This window comes from Tepidanaerobacter sp. EBM-49, from assembly GCF_001896645.1.
GTDB lineage: Bacteria > Bacillota > Thermosediminibacteria > Thermosediminibacterales > Tepidanaerobacteraceae > Tepidanaerobacter > Tepidanaerobacter syntrophicus.
This window is the reverse complement of the sequence record NZ_MPPE01000028.1, coordinates 1-17073: the sequence shown is the minus strand read 5'-3', so window position 1 is coordinate 17073 and position 17073 is coordinate 1. Positions and strand designations below refer to the sequence as shown.

The 17073-nt window shown below is 38.5% G+C and carries 18 protein-coding genes; 8 read left to right on the top strand and 10 right to left on the bottom strand.

Translation table 11 applies throughout. From position 1 onward, the window contains the following. Positions 1 to 168: 168 nt before the first annotated feature. The 3 genes from BUE08_RS04515 (at position 169) to aspA (ending at position 3630) form a co-directional block, all read left to right on the top strand. The gene (locus BUE08_RS04515) at positions 169 to 1404 is read left to right on the top strand and encodes a dicarboxylate/amino acid:cation symporter (protein WP_273038987.1); all 1236 of its coding nucleotides are present in this window, start codon (positions 169 to 171) and stop codon (positions 1402 to 1404) included. 63 nt (positions 1405 to 1467) lie between these two features. Next, positions 1468 to 2193, top strand: coding sequence for a cysteate racemase (gene cuyB / locus BUE08_RS04510; RefSeq protein WP_286680439.1), 726 nt, complete (start codon positions 1468 to 1470; stop codon positions 2191 to 2193). Positions 2194 to 2229: 36 nt separating this feature from the next. Then, positions 2230 to 3630 (top strand): aspartate ammonia-lyase, encoded by a 1401-nt coding sequence (gene aspA / locus BUE08_RS04505; protein ID WP_286680438.1) that lies wholly within the window; start codon positions 2230 to 2232, stop codon positions 3628 to 3630. Positions 3631 to 3707: 77 nt separating this feature from the next. On the opposite strand, the gene BUE08_RS04500 is transcribed toward aspA, so the two are convergent. From BUE08_RS04500 to BUE08_RS04460, 9 genes are all read right to left on the bottom strand, one after another. Further along, positions 3708 to 4043, bottom strand: coding sequence for a hypothetical protein (locus BUE08_RS04500; protein ID WP_213996541.1), 336 nt, complete (start codon positions 4041 to 4043; stop codon positions 3708 to 3710). A gap of 55 nt (positions 4044 to 4098) precedes the next feature. Beyond that, on the bottom strand, positions 4099 to 4866 hold the full coding sequence (locus tag BUE08_RS04495; RefSeq protein WP_213951813.1) for a transposase: 768 nt from the start codon (positions 4864 to 4866) through the stop codon (positions 4099 to 4101). Between the two features lie 90 nt (positions 4867 to 4956). Next, positions 4957 to 6387, bottom strand: a complete 1431-nt coding sequence (gene gatB / locus BUE08_RS04490) for an Asp-tRNA(Asn)/Glu-tRNA(Gln) amidotransferase subunit GatB (RefSeq protein WP_213996540.1) — start codon at positions 6385 to 6387, stop codon at positions 4957 to 4959. Between the two features lie 9 nt (positions 6388 to 6396). Then, positions 6397 to 7860 carry an Asp-tRNA(Asn)/Glu-tRNA(Gln) amidotransferase subunit GatA gene (gatA, locus tag BUE08_RS04485; protein ID WP_213996538.1) on the bottom strand — a complete coding sequence of 488 codons (1464 nt, stop codon included), beginning with the start codon at positions 7858 to 7860 and terminating at the stop codon, positions 6397 to 6399. A gap of 13 nt (positions 7861 to 7873) precedes the next feature. After that, entirely contained in the window at positions 7874 to 8161 is a 288-nt protein-coding gene (gene gatC, locus BUE08_RS04480) for an Asp-tRNA(Asn)/Glu-tRNA(Gln) amidotransferase subunit GatC (RefSeq protein WP_059033089.1), read from the bottom strand. Positions 8162 to 8232: 71 nt separating this feature from the next. After that, positions 8233 to 9564: a type I glutamate--ammonia ligase gene (gene glnA / locus BUE08_RS04475; protein WP_213951810.1), complete on the bottom strand. Its 1332-nt coding sequence runs from the start codon at positions 9562 to 9564 to the stop codon at positions 8233 to 8235. Positions 9565 to 9824: 260 nt separating this feature from the next. After that, a complete protein-coding gene (locus BUE08_RS04470) occupies positions 9825 to 11162 on the bottom strand; it encodes an APC family permease (protein WP_286680437.1) in 1338 nt (445 codons plus the stop codon). Positions 11163 to 11190: 28 nt separating this feature from the next. Then, the gene (locus BUE08_RS04465) at positions 11191 to 12378 is read right to left on the bottom strand and encodes a MalY/PatB family protein (RefSeq protein ID WP_059033096.1); all 1188 of its coding nucleotides are present in this window, start codon (positions 12376 to 12378) and stop codon (positions 11191 to 11193) included. A gap of 46 nt (positions 12379 to 12424) precedes the next feature. After that, entirely contained in the window at positions 12425 to 12625 is a 201-nt protein-coding gene (locus BUE08_RS04460; RefSeq protein ID WP_059033098.1) for a helix-turn-helix domain-containing protein, read from the bottom strand. A gap of 187 nt (positions 12626 to 12812) precedes the next feature. Between BUE08_RS04460 and BUE08_RS04455 the strand changes: the two genes are divergently transcribed. From BUE08_RS04455 to BUE08_RS04445, 3 genes are all read left to right on the top strand, one after another. Beyond that, the gene (locus BUE08_RS04455; RefSeq protein WP_059033099.1) at positions 12813 to 13109 is read left to right on the top strand and encodes a helix-turn-helix domain-containing protein; all 297 of its coding nucleotides are present in this window, start codon (positions 12813 to 12815) and stop codon (positions 13107 to 13109) included. A gap of 210 nt (positions 13110 to 13319) precedes the next feature. Next, positions 13320 to 13481, top strand: coding sequence for a hypothetical protein (locus BUE08_RS04450; protein WP_238142672.1), 162 nt, complete (start codon positions 13320 to 13322; stop codon positions 13479 to 13481). Further along, on the top strand, positions 13457 to 13696 hold the full coding sequence (locus BUE08_RS04445) for a hypothetical protein (protein ID WP_286680436.1): 240 nt from the start codon (positions 13457 to 13459) through the stop codon (positions 13694 to 13696). The genes BUE08_RS04450 and BUE08_RS04445 overlap by 25 nt, the downstream gene beginning before the upstream one ends. Positions 13697 to 13738: 42 nt before the next feature. Here BUE08_RS04445 and BUE08_RS04440 read toward each other — a convergent pair whose 3' ends face one another. After that, positions 13739 to 15145 (bottom strand): B12-binding domain-containing radical SAM protein, encoded by a 1407-nt coding sequence (locus tag BUE08_RS04440; RefSeq protein WP_059033103.1) that lies wholly within the window; start codon positions 15143 to 15145, stop codon positions 13739 to 13741. 196 nt (positions 15146 to 15341) lie between these two features. On the opposite strand from BUE08_RS04440, the gene BUE08_RS04435 reads away from it, so the two are divergent. Both BUE08_RS04435 and BUE08_RS04430 read left to right on the top strand, forming a co-directional pair. Next, the gene (locus BUE08_RS04435; RefSeq protein ID WP_059033105.1) at positions 15342 to 15623 is read left to right on the top strand and encodes a hypothetical protein; all 282 of its coding nucleotides are present in this window, start codon (positions 15342 to 15344) and stop codon (positions 15621 to 15623) included. Between the two features lie 218 nt (positions 15624 to 15841). Beyond that, a complete protein-coding gene (locus tag BUE08_RS04430; protein ID WP_213951900.1) occupies positions 15842 to 16798 on the top strand; it encodes an L-lactate dehydrogenase in 957 nt (318 codons plus the stop codon). The last annotated feature ends 275 nt before the right edge of the window (positions 16799 to 17073 follow it).

Below are 17073 nucleotides of genomic sequence, written 5' to 3'. Positions count from 1 at the left end.
CTTTTTAATTAAAACTAAATGGGTCAAATTAATTAAGAAACGGGAAAAAATATCTCCCGTTTCTTAATTTTAATTACAAGATATACGCAATACTTAGTGCTTTGATATTTGGCATGTAATTTGCATTATATTTTTAATATATTTAGCAAAATGTAGGGGAGGGTAATTATGAAAAAACTCAGTTTACCTGTAAAGATCTTTATCGGATTGGTATTAGGTATAGTAGTAGGTCTTATTTTTCAATCATCGCCAGAAGTTGCAATAACTTACATCAAGCCGTTAGGAGTTTTGTTTTTAAATCTTATTAAAATGGTCATAGTTCCTCTAGTATTATCTTCATTAGTAGTAGGTAGCGCGAGCACCGGCGATGTTGGAAAGCTAGGCAGAATAGGTATCAAAACCCTGGCTTATTTTTTAATTACTACTGCTTTAGCTGTTACTTTAGGGCTATTTTTTGCTAATATTTTACAGCCGGGTCTTGGTTTAAGTATTCCTTTAGATGCCACAACCGAAGCTGGGGAAATTCCTTCTATGTTAGATACCTTATTAAATATTGTTCCAACAAATCCTATTCAAGCTATGGCTGAGGCTAATATGCTCCAAATTATTATTTTTGCTCTATTTTTGGGAATTTCAATTACGCTAGTAGGCGATAAAGCTAAACCATTCTTTGATTTTTTTGATAGTATGGCAGAAGTATGTTACAAGATAGTTGCTATAATAATGGAATTTGGACCTATAGGAGTTTTTGGTTTAATTGCTCCTGTTGTAGCAGAGCACGGAGCATCGGCGTTGCTTCCCCTCTTGAAGGTGATTATTGCAGTTTATCTCAGCTGTATCGTCCATGCTGTTGTAGTTTACTCCGGCGCAGTTTATCTCTTTACAAAGATGAACCCTATCATGTTTTTTAAAGGCGCAGCTCCTGCTATGATGCTCGCATTTACTACAAGCTCTAGTTCAGGTACACTGCCTATTACTATGAAATGCACAGAGGAAAATTTAGGTGTTCCAAAATCCATTAGCAGTTTTGTGCTGCCTTTAGGAGCAACGATCAATATGGATGGCACAGCTTTATATCAAGGAGTCTGCGCACTATTTGTAGCTCAAGTCTATGGTTTAGACCTTAATCTTGCACAACAGATGACTGTAGTATTAACAGCAACTTTAGCTTCTATAGGCACTGCTGGGGTTCCCGGCGGAGGACTTATCATGCTTACAATGGTTCTTCAATCAGTTGGCCTTCCCTTAGAGGGCGTTGCTCTCATTGGCGGAATTGACAGGATATTAGATATGGCAAGAACTTGTGTTAATACAACTGGCAATATGGCTTGTGCTGTGGTGATAGCATCTACTGAAGGAGAGCTGCAAGAATCTGTTAAAGAACAAGAATCAGTCTTGGCTTAAAATTTAAATATCGAAAAGTTGCCTATTCATTCAACATAAACTTTACTATTCGAGGTGGTAGCTATGATACTTGGAATATTGGGCGGCATGGGTCCTGCAGCCACTAGTAATTTTTTTAAAAAAATAATTAGTTGCACTGATGCAAAAAGCGATCAGGAACATCTGCATGTAATTATTGACAATAATGTAGAAATACCTGACCGAACAAGTTATATCTGCGGTTCCGGAGAAGATCCCAGGGTCGAGATGATTCGTTCAGTTATAAAATTAGAAGCAATGGGAGCCGATTATATAGCAATTCCTTGCAATACTGCCCATTATTTTTACGATGATTTAACTAAATATACAAAAGTAAAAATACTTAACATGATACATGAAACAGCAATCTTTTTAAAAGATACGAAACCAGATTGTAAGGATTATTTACTTTTAGCAACTAAAGGCACATATTTCTCGGGAATTTATAAGAAAACATTTGATGCAGTAGGTTTAAGAATAATCGAACCAGACAACAATGATAAAGAGCGTATCATGGATTGGATTTATAAGGTAAAATCTTCAAACTTTGATATATCTTTAAATGAATTTACCTTTGTTATTAATAAATATTGTGGAGGCAAAACTGTCTTGCCAATTTTAGGATGCACTGAATTGCCTTTGCTGGCACAGAAAATAGGATTTTCCGAGGAGTATATAGATCCTCTTTCGATACTCGCCAAGCGTTGTGTTGATGTTGCTGAAGCGGAAAAAAAGAGCAGTGTAGGTGTAAATACTTGCTGTTTTATGTAAATTACTGTAAAAATCAACATGGAAGGTGATTAAAAAATGGAACAGTATCGCATAGAGCATGATTTGTTAGGTGAAAAAAAGGTGCCAATTGATGCCTACTATGGCATACAAACTCAACGTGCATTGGAAAATTTCCCTATTACAGGCTACAGGCCTCATAAAGAACTAATACTTGCTATGGTTATGGTTAAAAAGGCAGCTGCACTTGCCAACATGCAATTGGGGAAATTAGATAAAAAAAGAGCTGATGCAATTATCCGAGCTGCCGATGAAATCTTGTCAGGGCAATTCTTAGACCAATTTGTTGTAGATGTTATACAAGGCGGCGCCGGAACATCACTGAACATGAATGTCAATGAAGTAATTGCAAACAGAGCAATAGAGATTCTCGGAGGTAAAAAAGGTGACTACACGCTGATTTCACCAAACTCCCACGTAAATATGTCTCAATCTACTAATGATGTTTTCCCTACTGCTGTTCGAATTGCCATATTAAAATTAGTGAAAAGCCTTTTGGCAGAATTAGAACATTTGCATGAGGCACTTCTAAAAAAATCCGAGGAGTTTGATGATGTTATAAAAATGGGTCGTACCCATCTTCAAGATGCGGTTCCTATTCGTTTAGGGCAGGAATTTGGAGCATATGCCCGAGTGATTAACAGAGATTTGCACAGAATCAAAACAGCTTCCGAAGCTCTAAAAGAAGTGAATATTGGAGCAACTGCTGTAGGTACCGGTCTAAATGCTCAAATAGAATATATCGAATCCACGATAGAAAACCTGAGAAAGATTTCCGGCTTTCAAGTCTATAGTGCTGAAGATTTAGTAGATGCAACACAAAATGTAGATACACTTGCAGCTTTTTCAGGAAGTTTGAAGATTCTAGGATTAAATCTATCAAAGATAGCTAATGATTTAAGATTGATGGCATCGGGCCCAAGAGCCGGCCTTCATGAAATCAACCTCCCGCCGGTTCAACCCGGCTCATCGATTATGCCCGGTAAGGTAAATCCTGTAATGGCAGAAGTTGTAAACCAAGTAGCTTTTCAAGTCATGGGAAATGACCACACTGTTGCTCTTGTGGCACAAGCAGGCCAATTTGAACTAAATGTTATGGAGCCGGTAATGGTCTTTAATATAATACAATCTATAGAAATACTTACGAATGTTATAAAGGTATTTAGAGAAAAGTGCATAATGGGGATAACAGCAAATCGTGAAAGATGCCAAGATATGGTCAATAGAAGTGTAGGAATTATCACGGCATTAGTGCCTCATATAGGATATGAAGGTGCGTCAAAGCTTGCTAAAGAGGTTATAATAAGCGGCAAAAGTGTGCCTGAAATAATCCTCGAAAAGTCTATTTTGACACCGGAAGAAACGAAAGTCATATTGAGTCCTCAGAACATGACGCAACCTATCTATTCTCACAGATAAAAAACTCGCCCCAGGGCGAGTTTATAAGTATCAATCTTTAGAAAAAGCAGGTATTATTTCTTCTATATTGCTTAATTCTATTTCAAATCTATAACTATATCATCTAAGAATACCTCTTTTGGCAATGTCCCTTTCTGCTTTAAATAATCTAATACTTCTTTTTCATCACTTTTAAGAATTGAGGGGCCAATTATCCGATGTCCGTCTTCGCCTAATACTTCAAATTCTACCTTAGGAGTTATAATAAGCTTAGTAGCGTCTTTATCTATTTTCCTGCCACAAGGTTTTAGCCCGGTCTTTAATATGTTTTCTGCTGACTTAGGTGTTGTACCGTGATATAAAATTTGCGGAGCAAGGAATCTTGAAGCTGCTTTTAACGAAAAAGAAAGCCATTTTGTGGCTTTCTTTTTCACTGTCGGTTGGATTATAATAATAATGCCTTGTTTTAATAATTCGCAAGTTATTGCTTTAGCGACTATCTACGCCCCGTATCACCCCAAAACTGATACCGGTCAGCCGTTCAATTTGCCTGATGGATAAGCCTTTTTCCCTACACTGTTTTATGATTTTATTGCGCTTACCCTTTTCAAAAAGCGCTATTTCGCTTGGGCTCTGGACATCGCATATACTTTTAATAAAATCGGTAGCTTGCATATCATTTAATCTGACACCTTGATCATAGTCCAGACATCGGTCCTGATTTTCCGCTAAGTTAAATTCCTCAAATAATTTTATTGCCTTTACCCTATCGCTAGAAAAGAGGCTGAGCCCAAATTCAGTATCACAAAGTCTTGGCTCTTCAATATACTCATGATAGCTGCTCCATGGGTAATCAGCTATATTTTCCACTATTCCGGCATTGTACGGGTTTTGATGAATGTAGCGGAGCACTGTTAGAAAATAACTGTCCGTCTCCACCGCTTCACTTTTATATCGATCCTGGAACAAATGACCCCGGCGGCCATATTTCCGGTTATACCAATATACATAACTAGCTCCGATTCTTCTAAACACTATCCCCAGGTCTTCTTCTGCTTCCTTTATCAATAAATGAATATGATTACTCATAAGACAGTAGGCATAAATTATGTAGCCGCTTTTTTCCTTGGTGTGCTTCAGTGTCCGCAGAAACTTTTGATAATCTTCGTCATCCTCAAATATGATTTGGTGGTTAACGCCTCTTAACATCACGTGATAAATCCCGGTACTGCTTTTATCTCTCGCTGCTCTTGGCATATTCTCGCCCCTGATGTAAATTGTAAACTAAAACAGCATAAAAGGCAACACAAAATAGCACAAAAGAACCGTCCCTCTGTGTATGTGTACTTATTTGTTCAACTCTTCTTCTAGCAGTTTATTTAAAAGCTGAGGGTTGGCTTTTCCTTTTGTAAGTTTCATAGCTTGACCTACAAGATATCCCATTGCTTTCTTTTTGCCGGCTTTGTAATCTGCTATCGATTGCTCATTATCTTCCAGAACCTGCTTTACTACTTTTAAAAGGGCATCCTCATCGCTTATCTGCACTAAGCCTTGTTCTTCAATTATTGTGCCGGGCGCTTTGCCGGTTGCAAACATTTCATCAAATACTTTCTTTGCTATGGTAGTGCTTATAGTTCCTTCATCGATGTATTCTAAGAGCTGTGCTAAATATGCAGGGGGAAACGGTATATCCGAAGGAGATAAGCTTTTTTCATTTAATACCCTTAGGACATCCCCCATCAGCCAATTACTTACGGCTTTTGCGTCTTTGTAAATTGCTGCACATTCTTCGAAGTAATTCGCTAAATCCTTTGAAGATGTTAGAACCATTGCATCATATTCAGGCAGGCCATATTGGGCTATAAAGCGGCGGTATTTTTCGTCAGGCAGCTCAGGAAGACTTTTTCTTATTTCTTCTACATATTCTCTGCTCAATACTATCGGAACAAGATCCGGTTCAGGAAAATATCTGTAATCATGGGCTTCTTCTTTGCTCCTCATCGGCACTGTTTCACCGTTTGCTTCATCCCAGCGGCGAGTTTCATGGACCGTAGCCGTCTCATGCACAATGGCATCATGATGGCGCTTTTCTTCATATTCCATAGCTTTTATAGCTGCTTTAAATGAATTAAGATTTTTCATCTCGGTAATTGCCGTGGCTCTTGATCCATCACTTGATACGGCATTTACATTTACATCGCAGCGTAAAGACCCTTCTTCCATTTTGCAGTCGGATACCTCTATATACTGAAGTATCGCTTTTAACTTATCAAGAAAAGCCCCTGCCTCCGCCGCCGAATTCATATCAGGCTCGGTTACTATTTCTATCAGCGGAACCCCTGATCTGTTGTAGTCTACCAGTGAGCTATCGCCCCACCCTTCATGCAGCAGCTTTCCTGCATCTTCTTCTATGTGAACCCGCCGGATATTTATCCGTTTAGGACCGCTGTCGGTTTCTATATCTATATACCCACCGACACACAAAGGCAAATCATATTGAGATATTTGATACGCCTTGGGAAGGTCCGGATAATAGTAATTTTTTCTGTCCATTTTGCTAAATTCCGAAATAGTGCAGTTTAATGCTAATCCGGCTCTTACAGCATATTCTATAGCCTTTTTATTGGGTACCGGCAGCACGCCCGGCATTCCTGTGCATATAGGACAGCATTGGGTATTAGGCTCTGCTCCAAATTGGGTGCTGCAGCTGCAAAACATCTTGCTTTTTGTAGCCAGTTCGGCATGGACTTCTAAACCTATAAGAGTCTTTATATCCATTTCCTTTTATCACCTTTCGTCAGGTTTCTTATTGTGAAATTTTGTATTCTTTTCAAAGGTATAAGCAACACGCAGTATAGTCTCTTCGTCAAATGCCTTTCCTATAATTTGCAGCCCTATCGGTAAGCCGCGGCTGTCGAATCCGCAGGGCATTGACAAGGCCGGCAGGCCTGCTATATTAACAGGTACTGTGCAAACATCTGATAAGTACATCTCCATGGGGTTATCTATGCGTTCTCCGATTTTAAATGCCGTCGTAGGAGATGTAGGAACTATTAACACATCATATTTTTCAAAGGCCTTCTTGAAATCTTCTGTTATAAGTGTGCGCACTTTGAGTGCTTTCAGATAATAGGCATCGTAATACCCGGAGCTTAGTGCATAAGTCCCTAACATTATCCGGCGCTTAACCTCACTGCCGAATCCTTCGCTGCGTGTCTTTTTATACATATCTATCATATCTTCATAGTTTGCCGCTCTGTAGCCGTATTTTACCCCATCATATCGTCCAAGATTAGAGCTTGCCTCAGCCGAAGCTATTAGATAGTAAGCCGACAGGGCATAATCCGTATATTTGAGCGAAGTTTCTTCATAATCTGCTCCCAAGGTTTTAAGCAATTCAATTGCGTCTATTACAGCTTTCTTCACTTCTTCATTTATGCCTTGGCCAAAGTATTCCCTCGGGACACCTATTTTGAGACCTTTTACGTCGTCTATTAAAGCAGACTTATAATCCGGACATTCCCTTACAGCAGATGTGGAGTCGTTTGCATCGTGACCTGCTATGGCATTTAGTACCATGGCGCAGTCTGTCACATCTTTTGTAAAAGGTCCTATCTGATCCAAAGAGGATGCAAAAGCTATAAGGCCATAACGGGATATTGCTCCATAAGTAGGTTTCATGCCTACAACTCCGCACAGAGAGGCAGGCTGTCTGATGGAACCTCCCGTATCAGAACCTAACGTAAAAAATGCCTCATCCGCTGCAACAGCTGCAGCCGACCCGCCGCTAGAACCTCCCGGCACTCTGGAAATATCCCAAGGGTTTTTTGTTTTTTTAAACGCAGAGGTTTCCGTGGAGGATCCCATGGCAAATTCGTCCATGTTCAGTTTACCAAGAATTATATCATGTCTATCTTTGAGCTTTTTAACTACAGTAGCGTCATAAGGCGGAACAAAATTTGCCAACATTCGGGATGCGCACGTAGTCGTCATGCCTTTTGTACACATATTGTCTTTTATCCCTATCGGCAGACCGCCTAAGGGTTCAAGTTCTTTTCCTGATGCAATTAATCTATCCACCTTGTCAGCTTGTTTGAGGGCTTGCTCAGTATCAAGGTAAAGATATGCATCAATGTCTTTTTCCACATCTTCGATACGTTTTATGACCGATTGGGTAAGCTCACGGCAGCTTATTTCACGTTTTTTTAGCATATCATAAGCCTGGCAAGCAGTAAGTCTATATAATTCCACCTAATTACACCCCTTATTCCACAATTTTAGGCACTTTAAAGCAGCCGCTTTCCACTTCCGGTGCGTTGCTGAGCAATACACCTCTATCAAGGGAGGGTTTGACTTCGTCTTCTCGAAAAACATTAGTCATGGGTAAAACATGTGCTGTAGGTTTTACGTTATCTGTATCTAGTTCTTTTAAGCGTTCGGCATGTTCTAGTATTTGGCTTAAATGATTTGCGTATATTTCTTTTTCTTCTTGCGAAAGTATTAGTCTTGATAATGAAGCTATATAATCTACTTCTTCCGGTTTAACTTTCATTTGCAACACCTCACTGGCATTTTATCACTATTTAGCTTCTGATTCAACAAAAGTGCCGCTTCCTAAATATGTTAAAACTCGCTTATATATCTTTCTATCTCCCACAAAGATACCTTTGTCTTGTATTCGTCCCACTCTAATTTTTTAGCTTCTACATATTTAGTATAAATATGTTCACCTAAGGCTTCGCGAATCAGAGGATCCTTTTCCATCTCGCAAATAGCATCTTCTAAATTCTGGGGCAGGCTTTCTATGGCATACTCTGCTCTTACATCCTGGTTCATGTCAAATATGTTTTTATCAACAGGTGGCGGTGGTTGAATTTTATTTCTTATTCCGTCAAGACCGGCCTTTAGCATTACCGCCAGTGCAAGATAAGGATTGGCTGTAGGATCCGGATTGCGCAGCTCAAGTCTTGTTGCAGATCCGCGCTTTGCCGGAACACGTATTAACGGGCTGCGATTTTTAGGAGACCAAGCTATATAAAGAGGGGCTTCGTAGCCTGTTACAAGTCTTTTGTAGGAATTTACTGTCGGATTTGTAATAGCCGTCATTCCTTTTGCATGTTTCATAAGGCCGCCCATATAATAATAAGCTTCTTGGCTCAAGCCTAGCACACCGCTGGGGTCATCAAATATATTTTTACCGTTTTTAGAGAGCGACTGGTTTGTATGCATCCCCGAGCCGCTTATACCGTATATAGGTTTGGGCATAAAGGTTGCATGTAAACCATGGCGTTTGGCAACTGTGCGGACCACCATTTTAAATGTCATTATCTTATCAGCCGTCATAAGGGCATCATCATATTTAAAATCAATTTCATGCTGCCCGGGAGCGCCTTCATGATGGGATGCCTCAATTTCAAAACCCATTTGCTGCAGCGTAAGGCACATATCCCGGCGTGCATCTTCACCTAAATCTACCGGAGCTAAATCAAAATAACCGGCTTTATCATGAGTGTTAAGTGTAGGCTTTCCTTCTGCATCCGTTAAAAACAAGAAAAATTCGCATTCGGGTCCCACCGACATTTCATAGCCCATTTGAGCAGCTTCTGCCAGCGCTTTCTTTAACACATTCCGAGGGCATCCGATAAACGGCGTGCCGTCAGGATTGTAAGTGTCGCATATGAGGCGAGCTTCCTTGCCGTTGTTCTGCCCCCATGGAAATATTACAAAACTTGATGGGTCAGGTCTTAAATACATATCTGATTCCTCAATGCGCACAAATCCCTCAATAGAAGACCCGTCAAACATGATTTCATTATTTAGAGCCTTTTCCAGTTCATTTACTGTTATAGCTACATTTTTCAGCACACCGAATATGTCGGTAAATTGCAGCCTTATAAACATGACATTTTCATCTTTGGCCATTCGCATTACATCTTCTTTTGAATACTTTGGCATAAATATGCGCTCTCCCATTTATTAAATTTTTAGGATGTAAATAAGAAAAAGGCGCCTTAACGCTTTTAATGTTAAGAACGCCATTCCCCCTTTGCAAAAAATTACAATTTATATTATCAAAAACAATTTACAAATGCAATAAAAATTTTTTATTAAATGTTTAAGGCCGGACTCTAAATAAAGTCCGGCCTTTTGTTGTCTTGTTATGCTGTTTGTGTTATTATTCTATTAAGCTCAGTTTTTACTGTGACCATGGCTAATCAGCTTTCTTCATAGCTGATTTCCATGGTTACTTTTTTCTCTAAAAGAAATCCGTAGACTATGGCAAAAGCAAAGATGCAGAGATTACCGATAACCGCGGCCTTAGAAATATTTCTTGCCAGCAGGAAGGTTTTCACTATATTTATTCCTACAGAAATTAAGGCAAAAAACCAAAGCATACCACTGCTTACATGAAACTTGGATTTTTTCCATATTTCAGGGATAACCTTAGGCAGTCTCACTATGGAAACAGAAAGAACTATTAAAAACCCCCGGTTTATAAATAGTACCATGTTTCCTACAAATCCAATATCCCATCCTGTCAAAATCGGCAGCATTCCAACTATATAGAAAAGCAAGAGCAGGTAAACCGGCGTCTTATATTTTGGATGAAGCCTGCCGAGGGTTTTAGGAAACCAGCCGTCAACACATGCCTGAAGCACTGGTTTTGTCATGCCGCCTATTTGAGAATTTAGGGTAGTTGTCAGTGCAAAAAGCGCTCCACATACTATAAAAAATACATATAGAGGCTTTGGAAGGATTTCAGCCGCTACTACTGTTAGCGGCTTATTTGCAACCTCCGGCACAGGAAGAACTCCGGCTGCAACAATTGACATCAAACCGTAAAGAAGGGCAACGCCCAATGTCGCTACTACTATCACAAATGGCATGTCTTTTACCGGATCTTTTGCTTCCGCTCCGTAGTTTAGTATGATACTTGCTCCACCTGTAGCAAAGGTCAAAAACGCAGCTGTGGAAAGGAGTCCAATTATGCCTGACGTCATATAATATGGTTCGCTAAAAAACCCCGGCTGCACTTTAGGTATTCCAAATGCTGTAAACACCGCAAGAGCGGTCGCCAGAACCACAACCATTATGTTTTGCAGCTTTGCAGCCTGCTGTATTCCAAAATAGTTCGTTATAAAAAATAGCGTCATTATGCCGCCGGCCACAAGTTTGTGAGGCACTCCCGGCACAAGAGACAGAAAATAATCAGCAAATGAAAGTGCATACATTGCTATTGATATATTGCTTACGATATATGTAATTATATACATACCGGCCCACTTAGGACTTGTCAAAAATGCTATCTGAGTATAATTTCCTCCTCTCATTCTCACTGTCCCGCCCAATATTATAACAGGAATTTCCTGTATAAGCACAAAAACTGCAGCAATCAGAAACGCCCAGAATACTGATTTACCCGTCATACCGATAGCAATTCCGGTCATCGACATAATGCCTGCTCCGATAATTTGACCTACAGCCATCGCCATAAGGTCCCATCTGCCTAGAACCCTGTTTAGATCCTTGGTGCTGACAGTCGTATCGTCCATTGCCTTCTCTCCTTATGCAAGTTTTATTTTAGTTGTATTCCTCATTTATTGCTTTGGCTATTCTCTCAAGCCCCTCTTTAAGCAATATTTTCGGGCATGCAAAGTTTAGCCTTATAAATCCGTCTCCTCCATTTCCAAACCATGTTCCACCGTCCAACGCTACCCTTCCCTTGCCATAAACAAGGCTTTCTAGTTTTTTGCCATCCTTTTCATATCCTCTAAAATCAAGCCAGCCCAGGTAAGTGCCTTGTGGGTCAATAAGTTTTGCTTTCGGAAGATGCTTTTTTAAGTATTCATGGATAAATTCAATATTCCCCTCAAGATAGGCCAAAAGTTGATTTAGCCAGTCTTCCCCCTCGTTATATGCAGCTTCAAGCGCCACAATACTAAAGGGGTTTTGACCGCCGATTGCATTTTTCTCCAAAATCCTTTGAAATCTTTCTCGAAGCAGGGGATTTGGTATAATGATATTGGAAGCCTGCATGCCGGCAAGGTTAAAGGTTTTGCTTGGTGCAGTGCATGTGATAGAGTTTAGGGCAAATTCTTCTTTTATAGATGCAAACATGGTGTGCTTATACCCTGAAAAAACTAAATCGTTGTGAATTTCATCAGCAATAACTAAAACATTATTTCTGCAGCATATGTCTCCTATTTTTTCCAGTTCTTCTTTTGTCCATACTCTTGATACGGGATTGTGGGGACTACATAATATAAATAGCGTGACCTTTGGGTCTTTCGCCTTGTTTTCAAAGTCTTCGAAATCCATTTCATAGTATTCGCCATTAAATTTAAGTGTGCTGTCTATTATGTGACAGCCGTTGTTTTTTATTGCGTCATGAAAAGGGTAATATACCGGATTTTGAATTATTATTTTGTCACCGGGTATGCAGAAAGCCTGAATTGCGTAGTTTATGGCAGGCACGACACCAGGGGTAAAATTAATCCACTCCTTTTCTATTTCCCATCCATGCCGCCTCTTTGTCCAGTTTATTATCGATTCATAATACGAATCAGTTCTGCTGCTATAACCATAAATCCCATGCTCAGCTCGCTTTACCACCGCATCGATAATAGGCTGAGCTGCCTTAAAGTCCATATCGGCTACCCAAAAAGGCAGAACATCCTCTGCGCCGAACATTTCTTTTAACGTATTCTTGTCCCATTTCGCCGAATTTGTTCCTGAGCGATCAATTATTTCATCAAAATCATACTTCAACAAAACCCTCTCCTTTGCATTTATTGTCTGGAATTTTTCTTCCGGCCTAGGCCGGTTTGTCCAATATCTCTGTTATACTCACCCCCAGTGCCTCAGCAATAATTTTTAGCTCATTGGCCTTCAGAAATCGCGTATTGTTTTCTATTTTGCTAATCTGAGATTGGTTAAATATCTTAGTCCTCCTTGCAAGCTCAGATTGAGAAAGATTATGCTGCTTTCTGATTTGTTTTATCTTCTGGCCAAACATAAGCGAGCCTCCTTTTAATTCTATTATAGAATTAATTAGAATAATTTTCAAATCAATAATTCCAAAATAAACTTAATAGGCTTAATTTATTCGTTCTTTTCTTGATATACCTTGCTATTTCTCTCTTATTTAAGTAAAATGAATATATCGAAATTCTATTTTGGAATTTTTTAGAGGGGTTATAAATATGAATGTAGGAAAACACCTTAAAGATATTAGGATGGCAAAGAAGATAACAACATATGAATTATCTGAAATTACTGGCATATCTCAACCTGTCATAAGCAAACTAGAAAATAACAACCGAAAAGCCGACATCGAGACACTAGAAAAGATATGTGAGGCTTTGGGTATTACACTGGTGGACTTTTTTAGCACAGATGCGGAAGAAATGCCTCCTGAGTATCTGCGCCTTATGCAAAATGCAAAAAATCTTACACCTAAACAACTGAAAATATTAAATGATATCATAGAAAACTTTTAGCCACTTTTTGCTTCTGATTTCCTGTTCCTTAATCGATATACCAAAGTTATGATATATAAACTATCGTTAAACATCTTGAAGTATTTAGCAAAAATCTTAAAAGTGATAGATGCATTTCCAATTATAATAATTCATAAAGATGAAAGGATGACAGTTTAATAGAAAATTATAGAAATTCATGCTATAATGGTTATAGAAAGGAAGAAGGTGATGGATATGGCGGAAAAGGAAATCGATGGCAGAGGCGCAGGAAATGACGGACAAAACGCAAAAAGACCTGCAGAACCGAAGATTTATGCATCCGGATATTTTTATCTGTCACAGCAAATAAACGATTTAAGAGACGTATGGATGCAAAATTTGATAGAGTAGATACTAAATTTGAGGTAGTTCATGGAGAAATAAAAGCTCTGTCAGATAAAACTGATGCTAAGTTTGAGTCTATGAGAAAGGAAATGGACTCAAGGTTTGATAAAGTAGATGAGAAATTCGATGACATTCATAAAGAAATCATTGGGATTCAGAAATGGGCATTTGGATTAATAGTGACGGTCATAATAGGTTTTATTGCTGTGTACTTTAAATAAGCAAGTACCGGTTAACTTACCAGGCACTTGCTTATTTGCTTATTAAGATTTAGTTGCTGGCGTGCCAATATTTTCGGATTTTATAATTTCTTCAGGCGTCATATGCTTTAGTTTATAAATATAGGTGCCTTTTGCAAAATTTGCTATAAGATTTACTCCCGGGATTCCGATTTTTGCAATAAGCCAGATGCCCAACCGGCGAAGTCCATAACCTATACCAAAGATTTTTCCTATTTTAAAAGACGGCAGAAAAGCATAAAATCTCTTTAATGCCCTTATTATTTCTATTTGGAGCTCCCAAGGGCTCATCTTTTTTGGTATAAATGTTACATATGCCATATTAAATAGGCTCCAATCTTTTGTCATCATCCTGTTTTCTTTTTCATATTGTTCATATACTGCGGTTTTCGGGAATGGTGTAAGAATTGCAGGCTGAAGCTGATAAGCATTGATTTTATTTGCAAAATCAACACTTTTTCTAATATCTTCTTTACCGTCATCATCAATGCCTAGCACTAAACTTGCAATAATTCTGATTTTGTGGCGGGATAAAGTCTCTGCACATTTTTCTATATCTTCAACCGTCTGGTGTTTATTTATTGTATCTAATGATTTTTGATTTAACGATTCAATTCCTATAAGCACCCTTGTAAGATGCGCTCTTTCCAAAAGATCCAATAATTCTTCATCATTTGCCATGTCGGTCCTGCCAAAGAAAAATGTTTCTCTAAAAACAAGGTCCTCTTCTATCATTCTACGGCAAATTTCTTTTGCTCTTTTTTTATTTGCAGTAAAATTATCATCTTCAAAGTTCATGTATTTAAAACCAATGCTTTTATAGTATCTAAGTTCTTCCATCACACTATCAACACTTCTTTCCCTATAAGGATGGAACATGCGTGAAGTAGTGCAAAAAGAACAGCAAAAAGGGCATCCTCTTGTTGTCATAACATTTGCGCATGAGCAGGGAGTTTTTAAAAGAGAATAATCAGGAAACGGTGCATCATCAAGATTTTCAAGGCGCGGTGCATAAACTATTTTGTCGGTGATTTTGCCTTCTATGACGTCGCGTATTACGGTTTCAGCTTCTCCCACAACCACTTGATCTGCGTGTAAAGCCGCTTCTTCAGGTAATGCGCTTGCATGCATCCCACCTATAATAACACGCCCTTTTGTTTCTTTGTGTAACCTATCTGCGAGAAAATACGCTCTTGGAGCAGTTGATGTCATTGTTGATATACAGTATACATCAGCATCCATGATTTTGGAGTAATCAACATTTGCATAAAGTTCTTCATATACAGAGACATCATGGCCTGCATCCTTTAATATTCTGCCAAGAATTAATGGACCTGTGATGGAGTTTCTCTGTCCGTAAACCTTGCTCCCCAACCTGTAGAGGAACATCCGGCATAAATCACTGGCCGGCGTTATAAATACTACTTTCATCTCACACACTTCCTGTAAATAGAATATATAAATAATTGTATCACTTTTATTTAGGTTATGTCGAATATTTGCAAAATTACATTTTCTGATGATTTTACTTATTATCAGTAAAAGATAAGAAACATAAATATTTTATACTTAGTGAATATATGGTATAATGTAATAAATTTTAATATTTCTATTGGAGGCCAAAATTATGGAAAAACCAAAAAGGGCTGAGGTTGTCCGTTTCCTAATCGGTCTTGGAATAGTAGGCTATGCGGTCGCTATGTTTATTCATGTGCTTATACTAAAAAATGCTTTGAACATGTTTGTTTATGCGTTTATTGGCACACCATGGGGTCTAATAGCACTATTTTCGTTAATTCCTGGTACTTATTTTATGCTTGTATCTAAACCTAGGTGGCAACTTGATGTGATTATGGGCATTTTAGGTGTAATTAGTATAGTATTGTCTAGCACTTTAAAGGCCGGTTAATTTCAAGCTTAATTTAATAATTGATATTTAGTGAAAAAAGGCACATTAATAAGATTTAGCCTTAAAATCATATCTTAGTATTGTAAAACCGCGAAAATTTATCCAAATTTATCTTGCTTATTCATTTACTTATATATAACAGGATGTATAATATATACAATGTGTAGTAGATTGTATTATAACATAAATCAGAAACTGATCTGGGGAGTGGACAACTTATGAAAAAGAAAGCAAAAGGGAAAATTGTAATGGTGGGTGCGGGCTTCGTAGGTTCAACTATTGCTTATACGGCAGTGGTAAGCGGAATCGCATCTGAAATTGTTTTTGTCGATGTCAATCGGGACAAGGCTGAAGGAGAAGCTATGGACATGAGCCATGGACTTGCTTATGTAAAGCAAGTAGACATTAGGGCAGGCGAATATAGTGATTGTAAAGATGCCGATATCGTCGTTATAACTGCAGGCATCAACAGAAAACCCGGACAGTCGCGGCTAGACCTTGCAAAAATCAACGTTAAGATTGTTCAAGATGTGATTGTAAATGTTACCAAGTACACCAGTGATGCTATTATTTTGGTAGTATCGAATCCAGTGGATATTCTTACTTACTTTGCTCAAAAGATATCCGGTTTACCTCGTTATCAAGTTATAGGTACAGGCACAACACTGGATACGGCACGATTTAAGTATTTAATTGGCAAAAACTGTGAAGTCAACGTAAGAAATGTTCATGCTTACATAATAGGTGAACACGGTGACAGTGAAGTGCCTTTGTGGAGCACTGCAAATATCGCCGGTAAACCATTAGAGGAATTTTGGGCAGATTCGGGTAAGGACGGTGCTGTAGAAAAGTCAAAATTAATAGAAGATGTTCGAGATGCGGGTGCTGAGATAATAAAAAAGAAAGGTGCAACATATTATGGCATCGGTCTTGCTACAACAAACATTCTTTCAGCAATGCTGGGCAACGAAAATTCTGTATTGACTGTTTCAAGCGTGCTAGACGGCGAATACGGAATAAAAGATGTGGCTTTGAGTTTACCGTCGGTAGTAAATGTTAAAGGTATAGACAGAATATTTAATATTAACATAAGTGAAGACGAACAATTGATGTTAAATGAATCAGCTACTAAACTAAAAGAAACAATAAGGCAAGTGGAAAATGAATTAAAATAATTATCAAGTTCAGTTTTGTCCTGTCCTTATACTCCTTTATTTTATAGTGTAGTGGCACAAGGGAATGGCAAAGAACACAAGGGGTCAGTCCCCTTGTGTTCTTTAGTCCCCTTGTGTTCTTTGCCGCACCTGTCTGTTTTCGAAAAAGTAGGGCACTAGGTCTTTTCAGTTAGTTAATATACTTTTTCACATCATCTAAGCTTTCATAGTCAAAGATGCCATCAATTATTATCTCTAAGGTAACTGAATCCAGCTTTGATATCTTGGATTTAAGT

What these genes read in the sequence shown, in the direction of transcription:
- BUE08_RS04445 (WP_286680436.1), top strand. Translation starts at nt 13,457, where the DNA reads ATGGATGCAAAATTTGATAGAGTAGATACTAAATTTGAGGTAGTTCAT.
- glnA (WP_213951810.1), bottom strand. Translation starts at nt 9,564, where the DNA reads ATGCCAAAGTATTCAAAAGAAGATGTAATGCGAATGGCCAAAGATGAA.
- BUE08_RS04450 (WP_238142672.1), top strand. Translation starts at nt 13,320, where the DNA reads ATGGATATGGCGGAAAAGGAAATCGATGGCAGAGGCGCAGGAAATGAC.
- gatC (WP_059033089.1), bottom strand. Translation starts at nt 8,161, where the DNA reads ATGAAAGTTAAACCGGAAGAAGTAGATTATATAGCTTCATTATCAAGA.
- BUE08_RS04430 (WP_213951900.1), top strand. Translation starts at nt 15,842, where the DNA reads ATGAAAAAGAAAGCAAAAGGGAAAATTGTAATGGTGGGTGCGGGCTTC.
- BUE08_RS04470 (WP_286680437.1), bottom strand. Translation starts at nt 11,162, where the DNA reads ATGGACGATACGACTGTCAGCACCAAGGATCTAAACAGGGTTCTAGGC.
- BUE08_RS04435 (WP_059033105.1), top strand. Translation starts at nt 15,342, where the DNA reads ATGGAAAAACCAAAAAGGGCTGAGGTTGTCCGTTTCCTAATCGGTCTT.
- gatB (WP_213996540.1), bottom strand. Translation starts at nt 6,387, where the DNA reads ATGGATATAAAGACTCTTATAGGTTTAGAAGTCCATGCCGAACTGGCT.
- aspA (WP_286680438.1), top strand. Translation starts at nt 2,230, where the DNA reads ATGGAACAGTATCGCATAGAGCATGATTTGTTAGGTGAAAAAAAGGTG.
- cuyB (WP_286680439.1), top strand. Translation starts at nt 1,468, where the DNA reads ATGATACTTGGAATATTGGGCGGCATGGGTCCTGCAGCCACTAGTAAT.
- BUE08_RS04440 (WP_059033103.1), bottom strand. Translation starts at nt 15,145, where the DNA reads ATGAAAGTAGTATTTATAACGCCGGCCAGTGATTTATGCCGGATGTTC.
- BUE08_RS04495 (WP_213951813.1), bottom strand. Translation starts at nt 4,866, where the DNA reads ATGCCAAGAGCAGCGAGAGATAAAAGCAGTACCGGGATTTATCACGTG.
- BUE08_RS04515 (WP_273038987.1), top strand. Translation starts at nt 169, where the DNA reads ATGAAAAAACTCAGTTTACCTGTAAAGATCTTTATCGGATTGGTATTA.
- BUE08_RS04460 (WP_059033098.1), bottom strand. Translation starts at nt 12,625, where the DNA reads ATGTTTGGCCAGAAGATAAAACAAATCAGAAAGCAGCATAATCTTTCT.
- BUE08_RS04455 (WP_059033099.1), top strand. Translation starts at nt 12,813, where the DNA reads ATGAATGTAGGAAAACACCTTAAAGATATTAGGATGGCAAAGAAGATA.